The following is a 25,993-nucleotide window of genomic DNA, read 5'->3' on the forward strand; positions in this document are numbered from 1 at the left end:
TCATTTTTTCTCTTTTTTTGTAAATATAGGTATAAAGAAACCGATACTAAAGTAGTAAATTAAAATTTCATCAAAAGAAGGGAAGCTTTATGAGTACAAAAAAGGGCGTTATACTATTTCTTATGTCGATACTATTGTTTTTTGGACTATCCAATACAATTTCTGCAGATAATCGGATTCTTAACGTGAAAGATTTTGGAGCTGTGGGAGATGGAGCTACAGATGACACTGTCGCCATTAAGAAAGCACTCTACCACGGAAAAGGACATAAAGTCTTTTTTCCTGAAGGAACCTATTTAATATCAAGTGCCATTATTGTTAAAGAAAACACAGAAGTATATGGCACAAATGCCGTCATCAAAGCAAAGACGGATGGCGATACGATGTTCAGGGTTTTAGGGGATCAAATCAGCATCCACGACCTGACCATCGATGGGGGCCATACATTTTTACGGGGTATGACGATCATGGACGGAACAAAAGATCTGGCACTCAGCTCCACGGTTTTCAAAAACTTTGGACAGCCTGATTCAAAGACCCTCGCCTATTCCACACCGATTGCCATCAGAATCGAGGGAGGCGTGGAAAATGTAATGATGGACAAACTGACAATTCATAATGTATTCGCGAAAAATGTTTCTTCCAAAGTTGGATGGTATCATAAGGTGGCAAGGGGGATTTTAATCAGTCCCGCATTGGATACACAAACGGGCAGTAAAAATATCACGATTCAAAACTCCTCCATATCGGACATAGGCCCAAAGGATGATGGAGATGGGATCGTGGTCCAAGGCTTCAATGAAGACGTCGGTTTGAGCATTATCAACAATACATTTTCAAAAACTTATAAAAGAGCCATTAAAATCCAATCCCCAGGAGCCGTCATCCAGAACAATCATATTTTTAATAGCTTTCATGGAAACAATCATTACGAAACGTATAAAGAGAACGGCCAATACGATATGTGGTCAGCCATCTCGGTCTATGCAGACAATGTAAAAGTTGAAGACAATACCATCGGCGGGATCGGGACATACTCGGCGGCCATCGACATTGCGGGCGGAAATGACGTTTATGTTTCAGGGAACGCCATCTCAAACCCGGAAAACTCTGCAGATTCCACATTAGATTTGATCAGGATCAACAAAGGCTACGACGGTACGAGTCAATTCCAAAACATTACTGTCATCAATAATTCTTTGATGAATGGCCGATATGGCGTGAATATGGTCGCTCATGTTCAGGGATTGAAGGTGTCTGGAAATCACTTCTCGAAAATCAAAAGCCTGACGAGTTCAAATATCCCGCAATAGAAGCGATCGATTTCAATTAGGGGGGATACGATGGAATATGAACTAGACCCTATCGGGATTGCGGTGCGCAGAATTGAAGATAGCATATCGTTTTATACTACGGTATTAGGCGGAAGATTGCTTGACCGCTATCGAAGCGAAGCACCGGGAGTCGAAAGCGAGATTGCGATTATAGAAGTAAACGGCAGCAGGATTGAATTATTGTCACCGACCAATAACACAACTTCGCCGATCGCCCGCTTCATCAAGCAAAAAGGAAAAGGCGTGCACCACATCGCCTACCATGTACATGACCTCGATGCCGCCCTTTCTGAATTGAAATCAAAAGGCATCCGGACACTCGAGGACACACTGCGGATCAACAAGCACGGCAGACGTTTGATTTATTTAAATCCTGCTGACACAGACGGAACCATCATCGAATACTGCGACTATCCGGAAACAAAATAAATTAAAAAAAGAACGAGTATGAATCATGGCGATTTCATACTCGTTTTTTTTGAATGGCTGTTTTCACCAAAATTGTTGTTATTCAAACGGTTTTTAAAGTTATCGATCATTGATGTTGGTTGGAGCGGAAGGTGCGAGACTCCGGAGGGATTAGCGGGCAAGGTGAGACCCCGCAGCGGAGCGAGGAGATGTATCGGGCAGATGTTCGATTAAGTTCGGCTCCTCGTGTGCCAACATCGAACGACCTCACTTCCTGTGAGTCCCCTCGGAAAGCGAGCATCCTGCAGCGGAAACCAACATTACTCAACTTTTATTATTACTAATAAACTTTTGTAAAACACCCTTGTCAATATTTTTACCTTAAATTAAACATACCCTTTCCGGTTTCCATATCGATCGGCAATGATGAATGTTCATGTGTGATGCACCAGGAATCGTTTTCTTTTTTTAAACAGAATGTGAATCTATTTGTCATCTGGCGAAGCTTCTCCCCCGTTTCTTCACTGTGGGCTGCAAATGTAACCGCACAATGAACGAAGGCGATATCCAAGTTTTCTTCGACAACTGAATCAGCAAAGTCTACTTTCAGCAGCACACCATCTTCTCTTAAACTATTAAACCAACCAATCACCGATTCCTTCCATTGTGAAACCCCTTTGCTTTCCCAGCTTCCCCAGCAGTCATAAATATGAATATCAGGTGAGTAAGAAGATAGGAATTTCTCAACATCCTGTTCGTAAATGGAAGATCTGTAATTTCCCAAAACGTCCTGGACTTTATTAAAATGAGTCTTCATGCGTTCATCCCCTTTGTTTTAAATGGCAACCTATTATAGTTTCGATATTCCACATATATTTCCTTCTATACGTTTTGGCAAATTGGGCCTTCAGCTGTTAAAGCGAATCATTCTCTTTACTACCAAGTTTCAATGCTAATAATCCATTAAATTCTCTTTTCAATTTCATCACAGCAATCAGCTGACCTCAAAATTATGATAGGTTATTAACAAGCTGCGTACATAAATACAACTTAGACAACTAGGGTGAACAATCATTGAATAAAAAACGGAAAAAAATCCTTATTTTCTTAACGGCACTTTCACTTGCAATAATCTGCATCTTCAAACTGCAGCACAAGGAAGAACCTAAAGAACCTAAGAAAAAACGTCATCCGCAGGAACATGTCATCGAAGATATCCAAAAGCGGCTTGACAGTCAATTGACAGAATCAGCCAAGACGATCAAAGTCCAGTCTTTTTTGCAAAAAATGAAGGAAGACGGTCAGTTCAGTGATATTTCCTATCATGGAAACAAAAGTAATCCACGCAGCGTGGTCGGCCACCTGCAGAGGCTTGAAACGATGGCAAAGGCATATAGTACAAAAGAAAACCCAGATTATCACAATAAAAAATTGCTTTATGATATTGAATCGGGACTAAAATACTGGGACTCCCTTGATGTCGAGGCTGAAAACTGGTGGTGGAACAGACTGCGGATCCCGATGCTGATGAGCAATATCCTTTTCCTGATGGATGATCATCTGACTGATGAGACAAAATCGGGAACCGTCAAAGAAATCAATCATTATATCCATTCCGACGCCCCCGTATTGGAAGGGGTCAACCTCGTTCAGGCCGACAAGATCGACTTGACGATGGCGTTGGTAGAAAAGAATAAAAAGCAAGTCCACCAAGCAGCCCAATCGGTAAGAAGCAATATTAAAGTGAGCAGCATCGGAATCCAGCCCGATATGACCTTCCACCAGCATCAAGACGCTGTTCAGGTCGGGACATATGGCATTCGCTACGCGCTTGAAACGGCAAGAATGGCACAATTGCTTAACGGCACATCCTATGCGTTTACGCACGATGAGGAAAACCTTTTATCCCATTTTATCCTGGATGGCATTCAATGGTTTACGCAAGGTCAAACGATCGACTATACAACTCTCGGCCGCGGTATCACCAGGAAGAGCAATGAAATGGGCGACTTGATGCAAACTGCCAAAATCATGGAGGGGCTGCCGACGACCAGGAAGGATGATTACAGGCGGCTCATCGAACGGCTTGATGGAAAGCTCCCTCCTTTCAGCGGGAATCGATATTATGGCACCTCCGGACTGATGGTGCACCATCAACTGAACTACTATACATCCGTCCGCATGCTGCCGAAAGGAATGAACTCAAGCGAGCCTTATTATAACGGAGAAGGCGTGAACAACCGTCATTTGGCAGACGGAGCAAATCTCTTCTACCTTCACGGAAGCGGCTACGCCGATATTTTCCCTGTGTGGGATTGGAGAAAGATTCCCGGTACCACAGTCGTGCACAGCGGCAAGGTAACGACACCTGCTTCCGGCAAGGAAAATACAACCTTCGGAAACAGCGATGGGAAGTACGGCATGTCAGCCATGTATATCAATTACAAAAACCTGAAGGCTAAAAAATCATGGTTCTTTTTCAAAGACACAGTGGTCGCCCTGGGTGCAGGCATCCATTCAAATAGCAGCAGCCCGATCGTCACAACGCTTGATCAGAGATTATGGAAAGAACCTGTCCAAACCTCCGATAATGGAACATTGGACAAAGATGTTCATGAAACAGTCGACAAGCCAAGCTGGGCATTTCATAATCACATCGGCTATATCCTGCCTGGCAAAAACGACCGGCTCCACATCCTGCTGAACAAGCGAAAATCAAGCTGGAGCGCCATCAATCACCGCTATGAAAAAAGCTCTACGGTCGATAAAAAAGTGCTTGAACTATGGATCAACCATGGCAGAAAACCGAAAAATTCCAGCTATGAATATATTGTCGTACCAGGCGTCTCAAAGGAAAAATTCGATCAAATCAAAAACCATAATCCGATCAATATTCTAAAAAATACAAAGGATATCCAAGCGGTCGAAAACAACAACCTTCATTATATACAGGCTATATTCTGGAAAGAAGGAACATTAAAAACCGGGGACGGACTTGCAATACATGTAAATTCCCCCTGCTCCATTTTATTAAAACGAGAAAACAATAATTGGACCATCAAAACGGTCGAAGCAAAGAATGATAAATCTCCTGTTAAAGTATCGGTCAACCGTCACCTAGAGGGCACCAACGCCAACTGGCTGGACAAACGGGGGATTACCGAAATTCAAGGATCGCAGAGCAACACACATTTTAAATTGATTAACTAAAACACAAACGGGGTAGATGCTGCGGTGATGCTCCTCAATTCCCTCCCGTTGGAAAGAGAGCATCCTGCAGTGGATACCAATCTACTCCTCTCTTTGGAAGAAGCAAGTGAAAAACTTGCTTCTTTTTGTTGGCGGTTTTCTGAAAGAATTCATCTTTTAGTGTTGATTGCAGCGGAAGGGACGAGGCTCCAGAGGGAACAGCGAGTCGGATAAGAACCCGCAGCGGAGCGAGGAGATGTAAGGCGGATGTTCGATTAAGTTCGGCACATCGTGTGCCAACACCGAACGACCTCACTTCGTGTAAGGTCCCTCGGATAGCGAGCAGCCTGCAGCGCAAATCAACCTAGCTCACGCTTTGATATATAGCAGCACACTACGAAAAAAACCAACAAAAAAGAGGCTGTTCCATTTCGGAACAACCTCTTTTCCGTTATGCAGATTGTTTGATCGGTTCTGGTGCTTGTTTCTTAACACCGCTCCGTTTCATTTTCTTCACTTTCGGAACCGGTATGATGAATGTGCTGAATGGGATGAATTGAATGATTCGGATGAAAATCATCGCGATCACCATCACTGCCGCGAACATGACAAGAATGGCACGCGTATCCCAGTATGGTTCAGGCAAATGCCTAGCCATCAAATATAGGATCAATGGATGGACAAGATAGATCCCCATTGAATATTTTCCGATCAAAACCATTGGCTGCTTGATGAAATTCCATTTGCTAAGAAGTGGAAAAGTACCGATGATCGCAATCGAAAGCAAAGGAATATTCGCCAAGTTTGTTAAACGACGGTTCGATACGTACCCATGCATCGTATATTCAACAACGGCGCCTGCCGAAATGATCAATGCGAGCAGCAGCATCCTCCATGGTCTGCTTGTCGCATACTTAACGATTCCCTCCCAGAAGTAAGCAAGGAACGCACCGAAAGCAAAATAAGCGATCCAGATCGGCATAAACGATTTGCTTGCTAAAAATGCGCCAAGCCCGCCTTTGATATCCGGGTGGAACCCATATAGATTGTAGCTGATGATGAACGAAATCACGGTGAAAATAAGCACGAGCGACTGCGTCCGCAGAACTTTTTGCAGTAATGGAAAAATCAAATAAAATTGCGCAACTATAAGAACAAAATAAAGGTGATAGAACGAATTACCTGTAATCACCTTTTCAGCTTCCGGCCAGAAATTCCCGAATGCCTGGTGATCGTAGTAATAAAGTAAAAATCTATAAACCAAACTCCATATGAAAAATGGAATAATTACCTTGGCCATTCTTGATTTGAAGAAATAACCCAAATCAAAATTATTTCTCATACGCAGCTGATAAAACAGCAGGAAACCGCTGATCACTGCAAAAATCGGTGTACCGAAACGACCGATTTGATTAAGAAAATACGTGAACCATGTGTATTTCTCTCCGTTCATGAAATAGTTGGTCGCCGATACATGCACGCCTACGACCAACAGGCAAGCAAATGCACGAAGGAAGTGAATTTCAAACAAATAAGTCTTTTCTTTTTTCGTGTTTGCTGTAGGTAACTTTTCCAATGAATTTTCCTCCTTTTATTGGATTCCTCCTTTATTTTAATCGCCTCAGGACAGGCTGTGTGCACTTATCGGCAAATATAGCCTAACGTCCCGATTTCCAGTTGGGGACATTTGTCGGAAATGCAACAATTGTAAACGGAAACATCCGTAAGCCTCGGGATGCGTCAATAGAGCTAGAAATTGCCGAACATTAAAATTTGATTAGAAAGTCCTTTTTGTTTTTTCATTTATGGGGAGCAGCCGGGTGGACACTTACTTTTAAATCCTTTTTTGCGAGCAATTCCGGTTTTTGCGCCATTCTCCACTTTTTTTGCGCGTAACTCTGATTTTTTGCGTCATTCCCCAATTTTTTGCGCGTAACTCTGATTTTTTGCGTCATTCCCCAATTTTTTGCGCGTAACTCCAGTTTTTTGCGCCATTCTCCACTTTTTTTGCGCGCAATTCCTGTTTTTTGCGCCATTCTCTACTTTTTTGCGCGCAACTCGGGTTTTTGCGCCATTCTCCACTTTTTTTGCGCGCAATTCCGGGTTTTTGCGCCATTCTCCACTTTTTTTGCGCGTAACTCTGATTTTTTGCGTCATTCCCCAATTTTTTGCGCGTAACTCTAATTTTTTGCGCCATTCTACACTTTTTTTGCGCGTAACTCCGGTTTTTGCGCCATTCTCTACTTTTTTGCGCGTAACTCCGGTTTTTGCGCCATTCTCTACTTTTTTTGCGCGCAACTCGGGTTTTTGCGCCATTCTCCACTTTTTTTGCGCGTAACTCTGATTTTTTGCGCCATTCCCGAGTTTTTAGCGTGATAGACGATTTCCTCCACAATCTCGATCCTCACTCTCCCCCATCAAAAATGACCTGCCAACCTGGCAGGTCATTTTTCCACAAATATATGATTACTTTAATTTCGCAACGATTTTTCCTTTTACATGGCGTTCTGATAGACGTACTAAAGCTTCAGGTGCTTCTTCCAACGAGATGACTTCCTTCAGCATGGAGTCTAGTTTTCCTTCAGCCATCAACGAGAGCATTTCGTCTCCCATGACGGCAAGATCTTGTTCCGCCCTCATATCACCTGATTGATAAGCGGCAGCGAGCGCAATTTCATGGTACGACACAACTTTCGTGAATGATTTGATTTTCGTAAAGTCCGGTGCTCCTGCAATGTAAACGATGTGCCCCATGTAAGCAAGGCAGTCAAGCGAATCTGTTGCGCTCTGTCTGCTGACGGCGTCCACGACTGCATCGACTCCGCGTCCATCTGTAATTTCCATAACGCAGGCTCTAACGTCTTCTTCGCGATAATCGATCACATAATCTGCACCAAGCGACTTCACATAATCATGGTTATGGGCAGAAGCGGTTGAGATGACGGTTTTACCCGCCAGCTTTGCCAATTGGATGCCGAACCCTCCGACGCCGCCTGCACCTCCGTGAATCAAGATGGTTTCTATTTGGTCGAACGGCAGCTTACGGAATAAGGATTGATAAGCGGTGTACCCGGCAGTCGGGATAGCAGCAGCATCTTCGAAGGATACAGAATCAGGGATTTCCGAAACCATATGAGCCTTCGTAATGGCAAATTCCGCGTATGCACCTTTCTTCGTTAGGTCGCCATGATACACGACTCGATCTCCTTTTTTCCATTGGGTCACGCCTTCACCAACTTCAGCCACAACTCCCGCTGCATCCAAACCTATAATATGTGGATACGACCAATTGGGATTTCCTCCGGTTGCTGTTTTATAGTCAACCGGATTCAGACCGACTGCATGGACTTCGATGAGGATTTCCCCTTCATTCGGCTTCGGCGCTTCGATTTCCTCCACCTTCATTTCCTTCCAAAGTCCTTTATCATTAAGCAATAGTGCTTTCATTTATAACAGCTCCTATTAATTGATTTTCTTTATACGGTATATAATATATACTGTAACTGTTTCATACAAGAAGGCACTATTTTGTGCCCTAGTCACCGTTTGGAAACCTGGTGACCTACAGGAGGAATAAATAATGAAGGAATTAAAATCAGATTACCAATGTGCAATCGACCTCGTCATTGACGTCATCGGCGGAAAATGGAAGGTCTTGATATTGTGGAATTTAAATGAAGGGGTCAAACGATTCAATGAACTGAAGCGCTCATTGCCAAATATCACGCAAAAAATGCTCACGCAGCAGCTGCGTGAATTGGAGGAGCACGGATTGGTCGAACGGACCGTTTATCAGGAAGTTCCCCCAAGAGTGGAATATGCAACCACGGAAATGGGAAAAAAACTGCAATCCACCCTATTTGAAATGTGTAAATGGGGAGACGAGTATGCACAGACGCAAGGGATCACGATGAATCGCTGCTGGACGACCTATAATTTCATGGACTAAATGATAGGAATTTGTTGACCAACGCTTATTTTGCCCCTCTGCTGTTTTCCATCAGAAAATTTTTATAGGACGAAATTTTATCCTCAAGCATTTTTTCAGTGGAGATCAAGTTTTCGATTTGGGATTGGATGGCTTGCTGATGCTTTTCCAACAGCTCCAGACGCTCTTGTGAAGTATGGTCACCCTCTTTTACCAACCGGGCATATTCCCTTATTTGAGCAATGGGCATATGAGTCTCTTTAAGCTTCATGACAAAGCGCAGCCACTTTACATCTGTATCATTGTATACACGTTCCCCATACTCATTTCTCCCAGGAGCCAATATCTCTTCTTTTTCATAGTATCGAAGCGTATGTGCACTGACATTCAACATGTTGGAAACATCCCTGATGGCGTACATAAATCGATCTCCTTTTTCAAATGATACATTTATTATAAGTTAATAGTTGACTTAGAGTAAACTCTAAGCCTTATACTCACCATATAGAATTAAATCATTCATTATTTTAGGAGGCGTTCATATGAAATACACTGTGATTACAGGAGCAAGCTCAGGGATCGGATATGAAACGGCATTGGCATTTGCGGCGCGCGGAAAGAATTTGATCATTGCCGCCAGGAGAGAAGAGAAGCTTGAGGAATTGAAAGCAAAAATCGCCGAGTTGAATGCTGATTTGGATATAATCGTCCGAACAGTCGATTTATCGAACATGGACCAGGTCCATCAGTTTTATGATGATTTGAAGGAATATGACATTGAGACTTGGATCAACAACGCTGGTTTCGGCAACTTCGACCCAGTGGGAGAACAAAATTTGAACAAAATTCAAACGATGCTTCATTTAAATATCGAGGCACTGACCGTCCTATCCTCACTATATGTCCGCGATTATGCACAAGTTGAGGGTACTCAGCTGGTCAACGTTTCATCCGGAGGCGGCTATACGATCGTCGCCAATGCCGTCACATACTGTGCAACGAAATTCTATGTGAGTGCATTTACTGAAGGTTTGGCAAATGAACTCAAAGCTCAAGGGGCAAAGATGCAGGCGAAAGTATTGGCTCCTGCTGCTACTGAAACGGAATTTGCCGAACGATCCATGGACTTGGACGAGTTTAAATACGAAGGTACTATTCCTCAATACCACACTGCAAAAGAAATGGCCGGCTTCATGCTCGACCTTTATGACAGCGATAAGGTAGTGGGCATCGTGGATGGATACTCGTATGAGTTCAGCCTGAAAGATCCAATTTATCCTTATGTCGATAGAGCAACCAGATAAGATACAGAATAATCCATGAGAAAGCCCTTTAAGCTAAAAATTTGCTTGAAGGGCTTTTTAGCGTTATCAGTCCTCATTCTGATGCTTATCTTTCCATCTGTTCAATTTTGCAAAAATGAACCATACAAACTCTGCACACTGAAACCCCTTTCAATGCTTTCAAATAGCCTATATACTAGACTCATAAGATGATCATCAAATTAACAATGATATAAAGATGCAAAAATGCACTGACGAGATAAAACAAGGAGGATCCTCATGGTACTGGATAAAAGACGTGCACACTTATTATCCATCATTCAGCATTCGACTGTTCCGGTCCCAACGAAAGATCTAGCTGCGAAAATGCACTTGTCGCAACGGACTATTTATTACGATCTCGATCAAATCAATAGTTGGTTGCGAAATCAGAAATTAGAACCGATTGAAAGTAAACATGGAGATGGATTATATTTGCCTCCTGCATCGAAAGAGAAGCTGATCGATTATCGGGATCAAAGTTTTGAAGATTGGCAGTATCAATTATCGAAGCAGGAACGTGAAGTTTTGATTAAAGCAAATATCCTATTAGAAGAAAAAGACGCTTCCATGCAAAGATTCATGGAACTAACGAGCATGAGCCGAGGGACGATTGCGCAGGTGATTAAAGTAATCAAGCAAGAGTTCAACGAAGCTGGATTACAGTTGTACTACAAGAAAGGATCAGGATACTGCTTGAGCGGTCCGGAGGATGCAAAAAGAACGATGCTCTCTAATATACTGGCCACCATCTTCTCTCATCCGGATTGGCAAAACGTTCGGAATGAAGTTTATAAGATGATCCAGCCGGAAGCTTCCACGTGGTCACATGAAACGGCTCAAAGAAGCTTGGTTAGAGAGATTCTTTTTGAAGCTGAGAACGAATTAGGATTAACATTGACAGATGAAATGGTAGCGATTCTGTCCCTGCAAATTTTGATGATCCTGAAGCGTATAGAGCTGCACAAGTATATTCTTGTTCCGGAAGAAGAAAAGCAGGTCCTTCAGCAAACAGAAGCATACAAAGCAGCCCTCCATATCACAAATAAACTTAAAAATGTAAAGAACGTCTCTTTTCCTGATGATGAAGTTTGTTTCATAACCATGAATCTGTTGGGATCCAAAGTCCAACATGATAACTTTACCCGCTATACCGAAAGAGAACTATCAGGCCTGAAAGAAGTCGTTCAACGGATGATTGATGATTTTCAATTATATTCCTGTATAGTGTTCGATGATAAAAATGGGCTGGAAGAAAATCTGATTTCCCACATTAAACCGACGTTTTATCGGCTCAAATACGGATTGCACATCGCGAATGACCTTGCAGACAGCATTCAAAGGAACTATCCAGACATCTTCCATTTGACAAAACGGGTGATGACCCATTTGGAACTGTATGTCGGGAAGGCCATTCCCGATGAAGAAGTTGCCTATATCACCATGCACTTCGGAGGCTGGTTATCGAAAGAGAAAAAGAAGGTTGAGACGAAGTTCAAAGCCATCATTGTTTGTGAAAACGGCATCGGGACTTCCAATATGCTCCGAACCCAATTAGAAAACTTGATTGCTGGGTTAAGTGTCATCACCACGCTATCAATGAGGGAATATCGAAAAACTGATTACGAGGCAGATGTCATCTTTTCCACCAATTATATAAAAGAAAAGGACATTCCAGTTATCCATGTGCCAGCCATCTTGACCAACCATGAAAAGGAACGGGTCATACAAAGGATGAATGAGCTTTTCGACTCTAAGCCATCGAAAAAGAATATGACCGATCACCTAATGGATGTGATCAAAAGCCATGCGACCATCCATCATGAAGATGCACTGAAAAAAGAATTGATCCATCTATTAGAACAAAATACTTCCCGGATAAAGGAGCGCAGAAAGCCTATGCTCAACGAACTTTTGACAGAAGAAACGATACAGCTCAAAGATCAGGTAACCAATTGGGAGGAAGCGATCAAGGTAGCCAGCCAGCCCTTGATCGACCAGCAATCGATCCGGCAGGATTACGTGGCGGCCATGATTGATAACGTCAAGGAGTTGGGGCCTTATATTGTCATCGCCCCAAACATCGCCATCCCCCATGCCCGTCCAGAGGCTGGTGTCGAACAGCTGGGTATGAGTTTCTTACGACTCAAAGAACCCGTATTTTTCTCAGAAAAAGATAAACATCGCGCTCAGTTAATCATCGTGCTGGCGGCGATTGATAATCAAACCCATTTAAAAGCATTGGCACAGCTTACAGAACTGCTATCAAATGAAAACAATGTGGAGCAGTTAATCTCAGCAAGTGATCGTACAACCGTAATTGAATTAATCAACCAAACAATAGAAGTTTAAAATTGAGGAGGAAAAAATAATGAAAAAAGTATTAGTTGTATGCGGTAATGGTCTAGGCAGCAGCATGATTGTAGAAATGAATGTGAAAGCGGCACTGAAAGAAATGGGGAAAGAAGCCGAGGTTTCCCACACCGATTTGACAACAGCCAAAACAGAACAGGCGGACCTCTTCATCGGTTCAGAGGATATTGTAGGCAGTCTGGAAGATGGCCGCAAACAAATTGTGAAATTGAAGAACTTAGTGGATAAAAACGAACTCCGTGAAGCATTAGAACAAAATATGTAGTCCACTTAAAAGGAAGGAGCGATACAAATGATTGATATCATTATGAAGGACATCCTAGGTACACCCGCAATCCTTGTCGGTCTATTCGCCTTAATCGGGCTCCTTGTACAACGTAAAAATTCAGGAGATGTCGTGTCCGGAACCCTTAAAACAGTAATGGGGTTCGTGATCCTAGGGGCAGGTGCGAATGTCCTTGTCCAATCGCTTGGGCAATTCAGCAGCATGTTCAATAAAGCCTTTGAAGTGGACGGAGTGATTCCGAACAATGAAGCGATCGTCGCCCTTGCACAAAAAAGCTTTGGAACAGAGACTGCGATGATCATGCTGTTCGGTATGATCGTCAATATTCTCATTGCACGATTCAGTCCTTTTAAGTATATCTTTTTAACCGGACATCATACCATGTTCATGGCCTGTTTAATCGCTGTAATCTTAACCACTGGAGGGTTTTCCGGAATATCGTTGATCATTTTGGGCTCGATTATCCTTGGTGCCTTAATGGTCCTTTCTCCCGCGATGCTCCAGCCTTTCACACGAAAAGTCACCGGGTCGGATGATTTTGCCATCGGTCACTTCGGTTCGATTGGTTATTTGACTTCTGCGCTGGTCGCTAAAGCGGTCGGCAAGGGATCAAAATCAACAGAAGAAATCAAAGTTCCGAAATCACTCAGTTTTCTCAGGGACACATCCGTCTCTGTATCGCTGACCATGGTCATCCTATTCTTTGTCGTTGCATGTGCGGCAGGTCCTGCCTTCGTTGAAAGCAAGTTAAGCGGTGGACAGAACTTCCTGGTCTTTGCATTTATGCAAGGAATTACATTTGCCGCTGGTGTTTATATCATATTGGCAGGGGTCCGTATGCTCCTTGGTGAAATTGTCCCTGCATTCAAGGGAATCGCCGATAAAATCGTCCCGAATGCCAAACCGGCACTTGACTGCCCGGCCATTTTCCCTTTCGCAGGTAACGCAGTGATCATCGGATTTTTATTCAGCTTTATCGCCGGTCTTGTGAGCATGCTCTTTTTACCTTTATTAGGATTGAAAGTAATCGTACCTGGCTTAGTCCCCCACTTCTTCACAGGTGCAGCAGCTGGAGTCTTCGGCAATGCAAACGGCGGTCGAAGAGGGGCGATCTTCGGCTCAATGGCGAATGGGGTAATTATCAGCTTCCTGCCTGCTCTCTTGCTGCCCGTTTTAGGCTCATTGGGGTTCCAGGGAACAACGTTTGGAGATGCAGACTTCGGTGTGGTTGGAATATTACTGGGTAATCTTGTCCACATAGTCAAATCCAATATGACCGTTTTCGCAGCCGTCATTCTCATCTTGGGCTTCCTGTTTTTCATCAGCTTTAAATCAAAAGCTGCCGAACCGAAAAAAGAAACGAAATCAGCTTAATCAACAGCTGGATACAGCAAATCCGATATTTCAACGCGCTAAACATTATTTACGCGTTAAAACCGGCAGTAAGATTTTAACCATAATCTTTACGAAAACAGCCTCCATGACAACATGGAGGCTGTATCTGTATGAAGCGGCAAAAAGTTAGAGCGGCAGTCCCGCCTCCAACAGTTCAAGGGAATTGACTATCACGTCAACGATATTGATGTACTCACAGACATTGTTATTAATTCCTTGGAGATAACACCCTCAAGCAAATTTTTATCAATAAACGGAGCAATCGGCATTATTTCTTTGATACCCTTTTTGGAAATAGCGTCCAACGCCAGTTCATTAATGAGCTCTGTCTTGATAAACGGGGCGACAGGAGCAATGGAATGGATTCCTTTTGATTCATAGCTTTTTTTCGTACAACTACTCAATACATCTTCACTAATAAATGGCGCCATCGATGATAAAGCTTGCAAACCGTTTGTCTCGAATTCCTTTTCTGCGAACAAGTCTAAGATATCTTGACTGATAAACGGCGACATGGATGTCAGCCCTTCGATGCCATTTGCTTCAGCCTCTATTTTTGCACTTTCATCGATGACCTCTTGGCTGATAAAAGGCGCAACAGCCGTCAAACCCTTCAAACCGTTTGTTTCAAACTCCATTCGTGCGCATTGATCGATCACATGCTGACCGATGAACGAGGCTATGGATGATAATCCTTCTAGACCACTCGATTCAAATTCCTTCCGTGCCAAGGAATCGAATAACTCTTGGCTGATGAAAGGGGCGATCATCGAGAGCTCTTTTGAAGATATTTCTCCCTGTATATTTTGATAGACTCTGTCTGCCTGATCGATTGTAATAATTGGTGCTGCATTTATAAATTCATCTACATCAATCGGCTCTGACTCCATCAATGTCTCATTTTCAATAAGCCCCTTGACGATTCGCGTTCCTTTTCCTTCATCCAAAATATCATCAATACTGACTTCGAATATTCTTGCAAGGTCAGGGAGCTTAGAAATATCCGGCATCGTTTCGCCTCGTTCCCAATTGCTTATAGCTTGAAAGCTAACCCCTAATTGATCTGCAAGCGCCATCTGTGTTATCTTTTGTCCCTTTCTAAGCATCGCAATTTGCTTCCCTACTTTTTTCATATCGAACATGCCCATCACCTCTTTCATTAGTATAAATTAAATGTAACTAATCGTTGGTGGTTTTCCTATCAAGTGATGCTTGAATATTGGAATTTACCATTCAAGTATGAATAGAAAAAAGCCATATTACTGCAAAATTGCAATAATATGGCCTGACAATAAAACCATAGAGCAATCCTATCCAAGCCCCATTATGTGGTTTCGCTTTACCTTGACGTTGCTGGTTTTTCACGCAGTTTTCCTGTGTTCTTAATGTTTACTTTTACATTTATTTTACGAATCGACTTTTCACTCAAAGCAATTTGCCCATTGTGCTCTTGCTTTTTCCAAGCAGGATAATCCATTTTATAAAATACTTTTATAAGCGGTATTTGTCCAAGTTAATCTTTAAACCATCTCGATAAGAGGATAACCTATTTACGAATCATTGCTTCTGCATAGCTGGATAAAACACCGATTGATGCCTTTTTAAGGAGTGCAAATATCATAGGGTGGCCCTCTCTACATCCCGTTTTTTATAATAGGTTTTCCAGCCGGTAGAACTATTTGCACTATATATGCATATTAATTATCAATACATGAATGAGTCTCAACCATATACACCCCGGGTCCTCCTCACCCGAGAGGTTCGCTGCGGGAGTGAATTCCTGTAATGAATTATTTAATAAAGCACATGTGGTTTTTAAGACTCCACATGTGCTTTATTAAATAACAATTAAATGAACAGTGAAATTGGAAGATGAATAGATTAAATGTATCCTGATTTTTCTGTTAGGTGAATTTTGCACTTATTGATTGATATACAGAAAATGTGAGGTGTGAAAATGGATCATTTTATAGAAACACAATCACTTTGTCACTCGTTTGCATCCATCATTGGGGGCTACACAATTCTCCCCATTTCGCCGCAATTTCCCTTCTGCACAATCGGGCTATCCCAATGCATTGAGGTAAATATGCTAGGGAGATCGGCAGCTGATTCCACTATGGTAACGGATGCATATTTTGACTTTGGGAATTTCGATGCGCAAGGGAGAGCACTTATTATTGGACGCATCCCAGTAGAAATCCGCCAAATCCCCACAGTCACAGGGATTTTGGCAAGACAAGGCATTTTATACAAAGTTGTAAATGGATATTCATTTAGTGAACCAGATCTTCCAATCATTTATGTGGCTAGTATTGAGTGCCCTATTTCCTTTGCCCATAGATTGTTACCTGTTCTGAACACATTGCCGACTATTCCAGTCCATCAGTCAAATAAGCCAACTACTATATATATGCATGAGACATGTAATCAAGTAAGTAACATCCTCGGTGGTTTTTTAATACCTTATCCCCCCCAGCAGAGTTTCTGTAGTATCGCATTATCCCAATACCATCCCATAACAATATTAGGTCGATGCGCCACCCAATCGCCTACGGTGACGGATGGAATCTTTAGTTTTGTCAGTATGGATTCACAAGGGTGCGCGCTTAATATTGGACGCATACCTGTTCAGCTTAAAGATGCAAATGAGGTAATGTTGAAATTAACACGAGAAGGACTCTACAGTAATTTTGTCGAGGGATTTCCTTGCAGTCAGCCAATGCTTTCTTATATTTATGTTCAGCAAATCGAGAAGCCAGTTGTTTTTGCTGAGAAAATTCGTGGTGTTCTTTATGGTGCATGAATGAGGATCATCTATAAATTATAACCAAATAATGCAAAAAATTCGCATAAAAATAAAAAACCACCAAATATGTATTTGGTGGAGACGGTGGGAATCGAACCCACGTCCAGAAATAACGCCGCTTAAGCATCTACGAGTGTAGTCGGCATATTAGCGTTTCGCTGCTCCTTTTGCCTACCGACAGGCGGCCGGGCAGCTAGCCTGGTTGTTCTCTTCCTTCATCCTCAGGCGGTGGAATCCGGCGTAGCCCACTAAGAGTGAGACCCTTACCCTACCACATGGGCGATGGAGGGAGGATCCGCTTTAGGCCTTAATTAGGCAGCAAAAGCGAGGTTATTGTTAGTTTTGCCAGTTATTATTGGCGTTGACGTTGATGACGGAGCCGATCCCTCCGACTCGCAACCTAAGCTCGAACTATCCCTGTCGAATCCGTAACGTCCCCATTGTGAAAAAATCGGCGGCGAATCTCGGCGTCAGCTTGCTTGATCGCATCCTCACGTATTAAAATACGCTCCGGTGCACTCAGCATTATTTCAGCATCAGCTTGTCCGCGCTATCTGACGTTAGGAAAGCTTAGATAGATAAGCTTTAAGTTACTTTGTTGCTACGTTTATTATTATAACACATAAGCGTAATTTTTCAATTGTAAATAACTGTAATCAGTCTTGCTGCCTGGCTTTGAAGGCTCTCTCGATGTCGCGTTTGGCTTCTTTCTTTTTGAGGTCTTCGCGCTTGTCGTATTTCTTTTTCCCTTTAGCCAAGCCGATGAGTACTTTCGCAACACCATTTTTGATGTAGAGCTTCAATGGAATCAAAGAATAGCCTGCTTCCTTTGTCTCGCCGATCAGCTTGCTGATTTGTTTTTTATGCAATAATAGCTTTCTTGTACGAAGTGGATCATGGTTATGGATGTTTCCCTGCTCGTACGGACTGACATGCATATTGTAAAGAAATACTTCACCCTTTTGGATGCGGGCAAAAGAATCCTTTAGATTGACACGGCTGTTGCGGATCGACTTGATTTCTGTACCTTTCAACACCATGCCTGCTTCGTATGTTTCTTCTATTGAAAAATCATGCCTTGCTTTTTTATTTTGTGCTATGAGTTTTCCTTCCCCTTTTGGCATGCGGACTCCCCCTTCTGTCTCTCTGAATCACTATTATACAAGGAGTTGAGCGAGGTGAAAAGTATAAGCCTTTTCACCTCGACGCCATTCCTTTATCTTTTTTTACGGCGTTTTTTGTTTGGCTTTCCTCCATTTGGGGCGCCTTCGTAAAATTTTCGGCCTTTCTTCTTGGCCTTTGGCGGACGTGTTGACCATCCATCTGAAGTTCCTTCTGATTGCGGCCCCTTCGCCTTGCCTTGTTTTTCCCTAGGCTTACGCGCTCTTGTCTTTGCTTTTAAGACCTTTGCTTCTCCACCGCGTTCCCGGCGCTTCGTATTTTTCATGCCGACGATTTCAAAGTCGATCGAGTATTCATCCTTGTTTACGTTAATGACGCGGACCGTGATTTCATCGCCGATTCGGAAGACGTTGCCAGTTCTTTCCCCGATCATCGCAAATTGTCGTTCATCGTAGCGGTAGTAGTCATCAGTCATATAGCTGACATGGACAAGGCCTTCAATCGTATTCGGAAGCTCGACGAACATCCCGAAGTTTGTGACGGAGCTGATGATGGCATCGTACTCCTCACCGATTTTGTCTTCCATGTATTCAGCCTTTTTCAAATCGTCCGTTTCACGCTCTGCATCTACTGCCCTTCTTTCCATTTTAGAAGAATGGTCAGCAATTTCAGGCAGGTGGGAATCCCATTTTGCCCTTGTCGATTCATCGAGCTTGCCTTCGATTAGATATGTTCGAATCAATCGATGGACGATCAAATCGGGATATCTTCGGATCGGCGACGTGAAATGTGTATAGAATTCCGTTGAAAGCCCGAAGTGTCCTAATGAATCAGGATCGTATTTTGCCTGCTGCATCGATCTCAGCATCACGGTTGAAACGACCATTTCTTCCGGCTGCCCTTGAACCGACTCAATGATTTCCTGAAGTGCACGAGGATGGACAGCATTAGCGGTACCTTTGACAATCAGCCCGAAATTCGTAATGAATTCAAAGAACCGCTGGAGCTTATCTTCCTTTGGATCTTCATGAATACGGTAGATAAATGGGACATCCATCCAATGGAAATGCTCAGCCACGGTTTCGTTGGCTGCCAGCATGAATTCCTCGATCAGCTTTTCCGCAACGGAACGCTCACGTAGCACGACATCAGAAGGCTTCCCTTCATCATCCACCAACACTTTTGCTTCTTTGAAATCAAAATCGATGGCGCCGCGGTTCATCCGCTTGCGGCGAAGGATGGCAGCGAGCTCTTCCATTTTTTCAAACATCGGTACAAGAGGCTTGTAGCGATCGATCAGTTCTTCATCCTTATCGACCAATATTTTATTTACATCGGAATATGTCATCCGTTCGGTCGTTTTGATGACACTTTGGAAAATTTCGTGATGGACGACGTCGCCTTGTTCTGTGATTTCCATTTCACACGATAACGTCAATCGATTGACCTTTGGATTCAATGAACAAATCCCGTTGGATAACCGGTGCGGGATCATCGGTATGACACGGTCGACAAGATAGACGCTCGTTCCTCTCTCGGCCGCTTCCTGATCGATCGGTGAACCTTCTTGAACGTAATAGCTGACATCCGCGATATGTACACCCAATTTGTAATTTCCGTTATCCAGTTTTGTCACCGTGACGGCATCATCAAGATCCTTTGCGTCTGCACCGTCAATGGTTACGATCGTTTGATCGCGAAGGTCCCTGCGATTTTTTATTTCAGACTCATCGATTGAGTCTGGTGTTTGAATCGCCTGGTCCATGACTTCATCAGGGAATTCCTGCGGCAGGCCGTGCTTATGGATGATCGATAATATATCGACACCAGGATCATTTTTATGTCCAAGGATCTGTATGATTTCCCCTTCTGCATTTTTGCGGCCTTCCGGATAGGAGGTGATTTTGACGACTACTTTATGTCCTTCCACAGCTCCCATGCTGGCATTCTTCGGGATGAAAATATCATTGCCGAATTTTTTATCATCAGGCACGACAAAGCCAAAATGCTTACTTTCCGTATAAGTTCCAACCGTCTCTTCAACACCGCGCTCCACGATGCGGACAACTTCGCCTTCTCTTCTCGCTCCTGAACTCTCAGACGAGACACGGGCAAGGACGATATCCCCATGCATGGCATTGTTCGTATGATTCGGCGGGATGAAAATATCATCCATTCCAGGCTCATCCGGTATGACAAACGCAAATCCCTTCGCATGTCCAGTCAGCTTTCCGCGGACCAAATTCATTTTTTGAGGAAGCCCGTAGCGGTTGCTGCGAGTCCGGACGACAAGTCCTTTTTCCTCCATATGGACCAATGCTTTCACAAAGTCCTTGAATGCGCTGGAATCCTTGATCCCAAATGCCTCTTCCAGCTCTTGGACGGTAAGCGGCTTATATGCCTCGTCCTTCATATAGGTAAGCAGTCTTTCTACATGCTTTTCAATGTTTTCTTCCATCATAATCCCTCCTTTGAATAGGGCTACACAGTCCAATCAAGTTTTTCTAAAAATTGATATACGTCCTCATGCAGTTGTTCTTTTTCTTTATCAAGCGTAATGACATGACCGGATTCTTCATACCATTTGAGCTCTTTCTCATCTGATTCCACTTGATTATAAATGATATTGGCACTATCGGTATTGATCATATGGTCATGCCTTGCCTGTACCACAAAAGTTGGGGAGTAAATCATATCGACATTATCCCGCACCTCTGAGATCAGGCCTTGAAGTGCTTCGAGCGTATTCATTGGCGTCTTCTTGAATTCATTGATTTCTTCTTCTATATGTTCAGGGCTTTTCCCTTCAAATTTTTTATATTCTTTTGCGTATTCAACGACCCCGTCATACATGACTTTTTCACTTTTGATATACATCGGTGCACACATCGGTACAATACCCTTTACAGGTACAGTGTAACCTAATTTCAAGGAAAATACCCCGCCTAGCGACAGTCCTGCGACCGCAATTTCATTGTGCCCTTTGCTTTTGAGGAATTCATAGCCTTCCATGACGTCCTTCCACCAATCCTCAGGACCTGTATGAACGAGTTCCTCCGGCGGCACCCCATGCCCTTTATATTGAGGGGCATGGCATGTATACCCTTTTTTCTCCAAAAATCTGCCGATCATCCTGACATCGGCAGAGCTTCCTGTAAATCCGTGAAGCAGCAGGACGGCCCTCTCTCCGCCCTCAAATGTAAATGGTTTTGGTGTGACTTTTTTCATGATGTAAAACCTCTCCTTGCCTTTTAAAATTAATCGATATGTATGAAGATTAGAAATTGAAATCGGACGAACCACTCTTAACTTATTTTTAACAGAGTGTAAGAAAACATTCCACCAATCCGCTTAATGGTGGTGGATAGAAAAAACGGCCGACTCAAAAACAAAGAGCCGGACACACCGCTTGTCTCTCCATGGATCATGTCCATGATGAGAAATGGCAAGAGGGTGCCAGGCACTTTTGAGTCAGCCTTATTTTAAATCGCGTAAACCTTACAATCCAAAGTATGCAACTGCAATGGTCAAAACGAAAAATAACACAGAAAGTACAACGGTCACTCGATGAAGGACCAAATCAAGACCACGAGCTTTTTGCTTGCCGAAAAGCTGTTCCGCCCCACCGGAAATGGCGCCGGACAATCCTGCACTCTTTCCAGATTGCAATAGAACAACGACAATTAAACTGATTGCATCAATAACCAATAATACCGTTAATAAAGTATGCACGAGTTACTCCTCCTGAAACGAACATAATGATAGTCTAATCTTAACATACAGATAATTCTAGTACAATAACAAAAGCGAAGGCAGAACATTATGCAAGTCCTTTGGTGAAGTTGTGTGCGAAATCTGTAGTTTGAAGTCTTTCTCCTTAGAGAGATTATTTAGATTTGCGAGCGATTCTCTTATTTTGTGCATGAAGCGATTGAGGGCACAATATTATTAAAACTGCCGTGGCGAGCCGCGGCAGACGGACAAATTGGCTGCCGCCTCCTTAATTGCGCGCAATTTTGATTTTTTGCGCCTAAATCAGGATTATTGCGCGTAACTTTCGTTTTTTGCGCCTAAATCCTATTTTTTGCGTCCTTTTCATCCTTTATTGCGCAATGTTCCCTTTCTTATACTTCCCGCATCTTCCCAGCAAAACAAAAAACCAATCCCCGGGCCCAGGGATTGGTCTATTTAAGTTCAATCTTATTAGCGTTTTACGTTATAGAATGTTTTCACGCCAAGATATTGTGCCAAATCAGCCAATTCGTCTTCAATGCGAAGAAGTTGGTTGTATTTCGCAACGCGGTCTGTACGTGATGGAGCACCAGTTTTGATTTGGCCGGCATTTGTCGCTACAGCGATGTCGGCAATTGTGCTGTCTTCTGTTTCACCGGAACGGTGGGAGATGACTGCAGTGTAGCCAGCGCGCTTCGCCATTTCGATTGCATCGAAAGTTTCAGTCAATGTACCGATTTGGTTCACTTTGATCAAGATGGAGTTGCCTACACCTTGCTCGATTCCTTGAGACAATTTATTTGTGTTTGTTACGAATAAATCGTCACCGACCAACTGAACTTTTGTGCCAAGGCGGTCAGTCAATAATTTATGGCCATCCCAGTCGTTTTCATCCAAACCGTCTTCGATGGAGATGATTGGGTATTTAGAAGCCATTTCTTCGTACCAGTCAACCATTTCAGCAGATGAAAGGACTTTGCCTTCGCCCGCAAGATGATATTTGCCGTCTTCTTTGTTGTAGAATTCAGAAGATGCTGCGTCCATAGCAAGCATAACTTCTTCGCCTGGCTTGTAGCCGGCTTTTTCGATTGCTTCGATGATTGTTTGAAGTGCTTCTTCGTTAGAACCAAGGTTTGGAGCGAATCCGCCTTCGTCACCTACAGCAGTGTTTAGGCCTTTTTCTTTTAATACCGCTTTAAGGTTGTGGAAGATTTCTGCGCCCATGCGTACAGCTTCCTTGAATGTAGGTGCTCCTACAGGCATGATCATGAATTCCTGGATATCAACGTTGTTATCAGCATGCTCTCCGCCGTTGATGATGTTCATCATTGGTACTGGAAGCTGCTTGGAGTTGAATCCGCCAAGGTATTGATACAAAGGAACTCCCAAGAAATCTGCTGCTGCACGAGCTGCTGCCATGGAAACACCAAGGATTGCGTTCGCACCCAATTTTCCTTTGTTTTCTGTCCCGTCAAGCTCGATCAACGCTTTGTCGATCCCTACTTGATCTGTTACGTCGAAGCCGATAAGTTCAGGCGCGATCAATTCATTTACGTTTTCAACTGCTTTAAGGACACCTTTTCCTAAGAAACGGTCTTTGTCGCCGTCGCGAAGCTCAACTGCTTCGTATTCACCAGTGGAAGCCCCGGATGGAACCATTGCGCGACCGAATGCGCCTGACATCGTCAATACTTCAACTTCTACTGTTGGGTTACCGCGGGAATCCAATACTTCACGTGCATAAATTTGTTCAATGTATGGCATTTAAATTCTCTCCTTTGATTTTTAAAATTTATTTTTTGATAAGTGTTTGTCCAGTCATTTCTTCTGGCTGTTGAACTTTTAATAAATCAAGCATTGTCGGGGCCAAGTCGCCCAGTTTTCCACCATCGCGGAGCTCTATGCCTTCCTTCGTCACAATGACAGGAACAGGGTTAGTCGTGTGGGCAGTCATTGGATCACCTTCGACTGTCACCACTTCATCTGCATTTCCGTGGTCGGCAGTAATGATCGCAGTTCCGCCTTTTTCATTGATCAAGTCGACAATTTCGCCAAGGCACTCGTCGACCGTTTCAATCGCTTTTACTGTCGGTTCAAGCTTCCCTGAGTGTCCAACCATATCGGGGTTGGCGAAATTCAGGATGATCGCATCAAAGTTATCTTCCTTAATTTCCTTCACCAAGGCATCTTTGACTTCATATGCACTCATCTCAGGCTTTAAATCGTACGTTGCGACTTTTGGAGAATCGATCAGGATTCTTTCTTCGCCAGGGAATTTCTCTTCACGTCCGCCGCTCATGAAGAATGTGACGTGAGGATATTTCTCTGTTTCGGCAATGCGCAATTGCTTCAATCCATTTTGAGAAAGGACTTCCCCTAATGTATTATCCAAGTTCACCGGTTTAAATGCAACATATCCATCCACCGTTTCACTGAAGTGCGTCAAGCAGACAAAGAACAAGTTCTCTGGATGCTTCGGACCGCGGTCGAATGAACGGAAGTCCTTGTTCGTGAACGTATTGGAAATTTGAATGGCACGGTCAGGACGGAAGTTATAGAAAATAACAGCATCATCGTCCTTGATCGTTGCAACCGGCTCACCGTTGTCTTTCGTCATTACAGATGGCAGTACGAATTCATCGTAGATGCCATTTTCATAGGAATCATCGACAAGCTCGATTGGATCTTTGTAATCAGGGCCTTCACCATACACCATCGCGCGGTAGGATTTTTCTACACGCTCCCAGCGCTTGTCGCGGTCCATGGAATAATAGCGCCCGGATAATGTGGCAAATTCACCGACACCGTATTCTTCGAATTTTTCTTGCGTTTGTTTGATGTATTTTTTTGCAGTCTGCGGTCCGACGTCCCGGCCATCAAGGAATCCATGCACATATACCTTTTCAACGCCTTCTTTTGCAGCTAGTCTCAGCAATGCAAATAAATGTTCAATATGGCTGTGGACGCCTCCGTCCGATAATAGACCGAACAAGTGAAGAGCTGTTCCTTTTTCCTTCACATGATTGATCGCATCGAGGAATGTTTGATTTTCGGCAAACTCGCCTTCGCGAATGGCCAGGTTCACCCTTGTCAAACTTTGATACACGATGCGTCCGGCGCCGATATTCAAATGGCCGACTTCGGAGTTGCCCATTTGTCCTTCCGGAAGGCCGACCGCTTCACCGCATGCCGTCAATGTGTTATGCGGATAGTTGTTCCAATAACGGTCAAAGTTCGGTTTTTTTGCATGTGCGACTGCATTTCCTTTTTCTTCATCGCGGAATGCAAATCCATCCAGGATAATTAATGCTACAGGAGATTTACTCATTCTTACCTGCCTCCAATAATTGCAGGAAGGATTGTGCTTCAAGGCTTGCGCCGCCCACTAAAGCTCCATCGATATCGGATTGTGCCATATATTCCTTGATGTTGTTTGGCTTTACGCTGCCGCCGTATTGGATACGGAGTGCATCAGCTGCTTCTTGAGAAAAGCTTTCAGCCACAACTTGGCGGATATGTGCACAAACTTCATTGGCATCATCTGAAGTGGAGGATTTTCCAGTTCCGATTGCCCAGATAGGTTCATACGCGATGACAGTCTGTTTCACTTGATCTTCTGAAAGGCCTGCCAATGCTTTTTTCACTTGTGAGCCGACGATTTCTTTAGTTTCATTATTTTCTCTTTGCTCAAGCGTTTCACCGACACATGCAATCGGAGTCAAGTCATAGTTAAATGCAGCTAGGACTTTCTTGTTTACCGTCTCGTCCGTTTCGTTGAACATTTCTCGGCGCTCTGAATGTCCGATGATGACATATTTAACACCAAGATCTTGAAGTGCTTTCGGGCTGATTTCGCCAGTGAAGGCACCATTCTCTTCAAAATGCATCGTTTGAGCGCCGATTTCCACCGGATAGTCCTTTGTGATATCCACCAATCGCTCTAAAAACAGAGCAGGCGCACAAATGACTGTGTCCACTTGTTCATTGGATGGAGCTAATCCGTTTACTTCTTCAGCAAAGGATTTCGCTTCGGATAACGTTTTATTCATTTTCCAGTTTCCAGCAATAATAGGTTTACGCATGGGTGAAATCATC

At 43.4% G+C, this 25,993-nt stretch carries 22 protein-coding genes and 1 other RNA gene; 9 read left to right on the forward strand and 14 right to left on the reverse strand.

All coding sequences use genetic code 11. From position 1 onward, the window contains the following. Window positions 1–89: 89 nt before the first annotated feature. Together D9X91_RS06000 and D9X91_RS06005 are read left to right on the forward strand one after the other, a co-directional pair. Window positions 90–1,313: a glycosyl hydrolase family 28-related protein gene (locus D9X91_RS06000; protein ID WP_121679675.1), complete on the forward strand. Its 1,224-nt coding sequence runs from the start codon at window positions 90–92 to the stop codon at window positions 1,311–1,313. A 30-nt stretch (window positions 1,314–1,343) separates the two neighbouring features. Then, entirely contained in the window at window positions 1,344–1,763 is a 420-nt protein-coding gene (locus D9X91_RS06005; RefSeq protein WP_121679676.1) for a VOC family protein, read from the forward strand. Between the two features lie 355 nt (window positions 1,764–2,118). On the opposite strand, the gene D9X91_RS06010 is transcribed toward D9X91_RS06005, so the two are convergent. After that, window positions 2,119–2,559, reverse strand: coding sequence for a YybH family protein (locus D9X91_RS06010; RefSeq protein WP_121679677.1), 441 nt, complete (start codon window positions 2,557–2,559; stop codon window positions 2,119–2,121). A gap of 257 nt (window positions 2,560–2,816) precedes the next feature. Between D9X91_RS06010 and D9X91_RS06015 the strand changes: the two genes are divergently transcribed. Next, entirely contained in the window at window positions 2,817–4,952 is a 2,136-nt protein-coding gene (locus D9X91_RS06015; RefSeq protein ID WP_121679678.1) for a polysaccharide lyase family 8 super-sandwich domain-containing protein, read from the forward strand. A gap of 430 nt (window positions 4,953–5,382) precedes the next feature. Here D9X91_RS06015 and D9X91_RS06025 read toward each other — a convergent pair whose 3' ends face one another. The 3 genes from D9X91_RS06025 to D9X91_RS06035 all read right to left on the reverse strand — a co-directional run bounded on the left by D9X91_RS06025 (window position 5,383) and on the right by D9X91_RS06035 (window position 8,378). Beyond that, on the reverse strand, window positions 5,383–6,507 hold the full coding sequence (locus D9X91_RS06025; protein WP_121679680.1) for an acyltransferase: 1,125 nt from the start codon (window positions 6,505–6,507) through the stop codon (window positions 5,383–5,385). Between the two features lie 335 nt (window positions 6,508–6,842). Then, window positions 6,843–7,247: a hypothetical protein gene (locus D9X91_RS06030; RefSeq protein WP_121679681.1), complete on the reverse strand. Its 405-nt coding sequence runs from the start codon at window positions 7,245–7,247 to the stop codon at window positions 6,843–6,845. Window positions 7,248–7,397: 150 nt separating this feature from the next. Then, window positions 7,398–8,378 carry a zinc-binding dehydrogenase gene (locus tag D9X91_RS06035; RefSeq protein WP_121679682.1) on the reverse strand — a complete coding sequence of 327 codons (981 nt, stop codon included), beginning with the start codon at window positions 8,376–8,378 and terminating at the stop codon, window positions 7,398–7,400. 133 nt (window positions 8,379–8,511) lie between these two features. On the opposite strand from D9X91_RS06035, the gene D9X91_RS06040 reads away from it, so the two are divergent. Beyond that, window positions 8,512–8,880 (forward strand): winged helix-turn-helix transcriptional regulator, encoded by a 369-nt coding sequence (locus tag D9X91_RS06040; protein ID WP_121679683.1) that lies wholly within the window; start codon window positions 8,512–8,514, stop codon window positions 8,878–8,880. Window positions 8,881–8,905: 25 nt separating this feature from the next. On the opposite strand, the gene D9X91_RS06045 is transcribed toward D9X91_RS06040, so the two are convergent. Beyond that, window positions 8,906–9,280: a MerR family transcriptional regulator gene (locus D9X91_RS06045; RefSeq protein ID WP_121679684.1), complete on the reverse strand. Its 375-nt coding sequence runs from the start codon at window positions 9,278–9,280 to the stop codon at window positions 8,906–8,908. Window positions 9,281–9,401: 121 nt separating this feature from the next. Between D9X91_RS06045 and D9X91_RS06050 the strand changes: the two genes are divergently transcribed. The 4 genes from D9X91_RS06050 to D9X91_RS06065 all read left to right on the forward strand — a co-directional run bounded on the left by D9X91_RS06050 (window position 9,402) and on the right by D9X91_RS06065 (window position 14,214). Next, window positions 9,402–10,163: an SDR family NAD(P)-dependent oxidoreductase gene (locus D9X91_RS06050; RefSeq protein ID WP_121679685.1), complete on the forward strand. Its 762-nt coding sequence runs from the start codon at window positions 9,402–9,404 to the stop codon at window positions 10,161–10,163. A 258-nt stretch (window positions 10,164–10,421) separates the two neighbouring features. Further along, complete coding sequence (locus D9X91_RS06055) at window positions 10,422–12,533, forward strand: BglG family transcription antiterminator (RefSeq protein ID WP_121679686.1); 2,112 nt, start codon at window positions 10,422–10,424, stop codon at window positions 12,531–12,533. 19 nt (window positions 12,534–12,552) lie between these two features. Further along, on the forward strand, window positions 12,553–12,819 hold the full coding sequence (locus D9X91_RS06060; protein ID WP_121679687.1) for a PTS sugar transporter subunit IIB: 267 nt from the start codon (window positions 12,553–12,555) through the stop codon (window positions 12,817–12,819). Window positions 12,820–12,846: 27 nt separating this feature from the next. Then, entirely contained in the window at window positions 12,847–14,214 is a 1,368-nt protein-coding gene (locus D9X91_RS06065) for a PTS ascorbate transporter subunit IIC (RefSeq protein WP_121679688.1), read from the forward strand. 191 nt (window positions 14,215–14,405) lie between these two features. On the opposite strand, the gene D9X91_RS06070 is transcribed toward D9X91_RS06065, so the two are convergent. After that, complete coding sequence (locus D9X91_RS06070; RefSeq protein ID WP_158598249.1) at window positions 14,406–15,377, reverse strand: helix-turn-helix domain-containing protein; 972 nt, start codon at window positions 15,375–15,377, stop codon at window positions 14,406–14,408. A gap of 815 nt (window positions 15,378–16,192) precedes the next feature. Here D9X91_RS06070 and D9X91_RS06075 point away from each other — a divergent pair. After that, window positions 16,193–17,041 (forward strand): DUF1259 domain-containing protein, encoded by an 849-nt coding sequence (locus D9X91_RS06075; protein ID WP_121679690.1) that lies wholly within the window; start codon window positions 16,193–16,195, stop codon window positions 17,039–17,041. 76 nt (window positions 17,042–17,117) lie between these two features. Here the strand turns inward: D9X91_RS06075 and ssrA are convergent. The 8 genes from ssrA to tpiA all read right to left on the reverse strand — a co-directional run bounded on the left by ssrA (window position 17,118) and on the right by tpiA (window position 25,980). Continuing rightward, window positions 17,118–17,483, reverse strand: a transfer-messenger RNA (tmRNA) gene (gene ssrA / locus D9X91_RS06080). A gap of 217 nt (window positions 17,484–17,700) precedes the next feature. After that, complete coding sequence (gene smpB / locus D9X91_RS06085) at window positions 17,701–18,168, reverse strand: SsrA-binding protein SmpB (protein WP_121679691.1); 468 nt, start codon at window positions 18,166–18,168, stop codon at window positions 17,701–17,703. A gap of 92 nt (window positions 18,169–18,260) precedes the next feature. Continuing rightward, the gene (gene rnr, locus D9X91_RS06090) at window positions 18,261–20,624 is read right to left on the reverse strand and encodes a ribonuclease R (RefSeq protein WP_121679692.1); all 2,364 of its coding nucleotides are present in this window, start codon (window positions 20,622–20,624) and stop codon (window positions 18,261–18,263) included. 23 nt (window positions 20,625–20,647) lie between these two features. Further along, the gene (locus D9X91_RS06095; RefSeq protein ID WP_121679693.1) at window positions 20,648–21,394 is read right to left on the reverse strand and encodes an alpha/beta hydrolase; all 747 of its coding nucleotides are present in this window, start codon (window positions 21,392–21,394) and stop codon (window positions 20,648–20,650) included. A gap of 270 nt (window positions 21,395–21,664) precedes the next feature. Continuing rightward, window positions 21,665–21,898 carry a preprotein translocase subunit SecG gene (gene secG, locus D9X91_RS06100; protein WP_121679694.1) on the reverse strand — a complete coding sequence of 78 codons (234 nt, stop codon included), beginning with the start codon at window positions 21,896–21,898 and terminating at the stop codon, window positions 21,665–21,667. Between the two features lie 471 nt (window positions 21,899–22,369). Further along, complete coding sequence (gene eno, locus D9X91_RS06105) at window positions 22,370–23,662, reverse strand: phosphopyruvate hydratase (RefSeq protein ID WP_121679695.1); 1,293 nt, start codon at window positions 23,660–23,662, stop codon at window positions 22,370–22,372. A gap of 28 nt (window positions 23,663–23,690) precedes the next feature. After that, window positions 23,691–25,226 carry a 2,3-bisphosphoglycerate-independent phosphoglycerate mutase gene (gene gpmI / locus D9X91_RS06110; RefSeq protein WP_121679696.1) on the reverse strand — a complete coding sequence of 512 codons (1,536 nt, stop codon included), beginning with the start codon at window positions 25,224–25,226 and terminating at the stop codon, window positions 23,691–23,693. Continuing rightward, window positions 25,219–25,980 (reverse strand): triose-phosphate isomerase, encoded by a 762-nt coding sequence (gene tpiA / locus D9X91_RS06115; RefSeq protein WP_121679697.1) that lies wholly within the window; start codon window positions 25,978–25,980, stop codon window positions 25,219–25,221. Before tpiA ends, gpmI begins: the two co-directional genes overlap by 8 nt. Between the last annotated feature and the right edge of the window lie 13 nt (window positions 25,981–25,993).

The sequence above is a fragment of the Falsibacillus albus genome (genome assembly GCF_003668575.1).
Taxonomy (GTDB): Bacteria; Bacillota; Bacilli; order Bacillales; family DSM-25281; genus Falsibacillus; species Falsibacillus albus.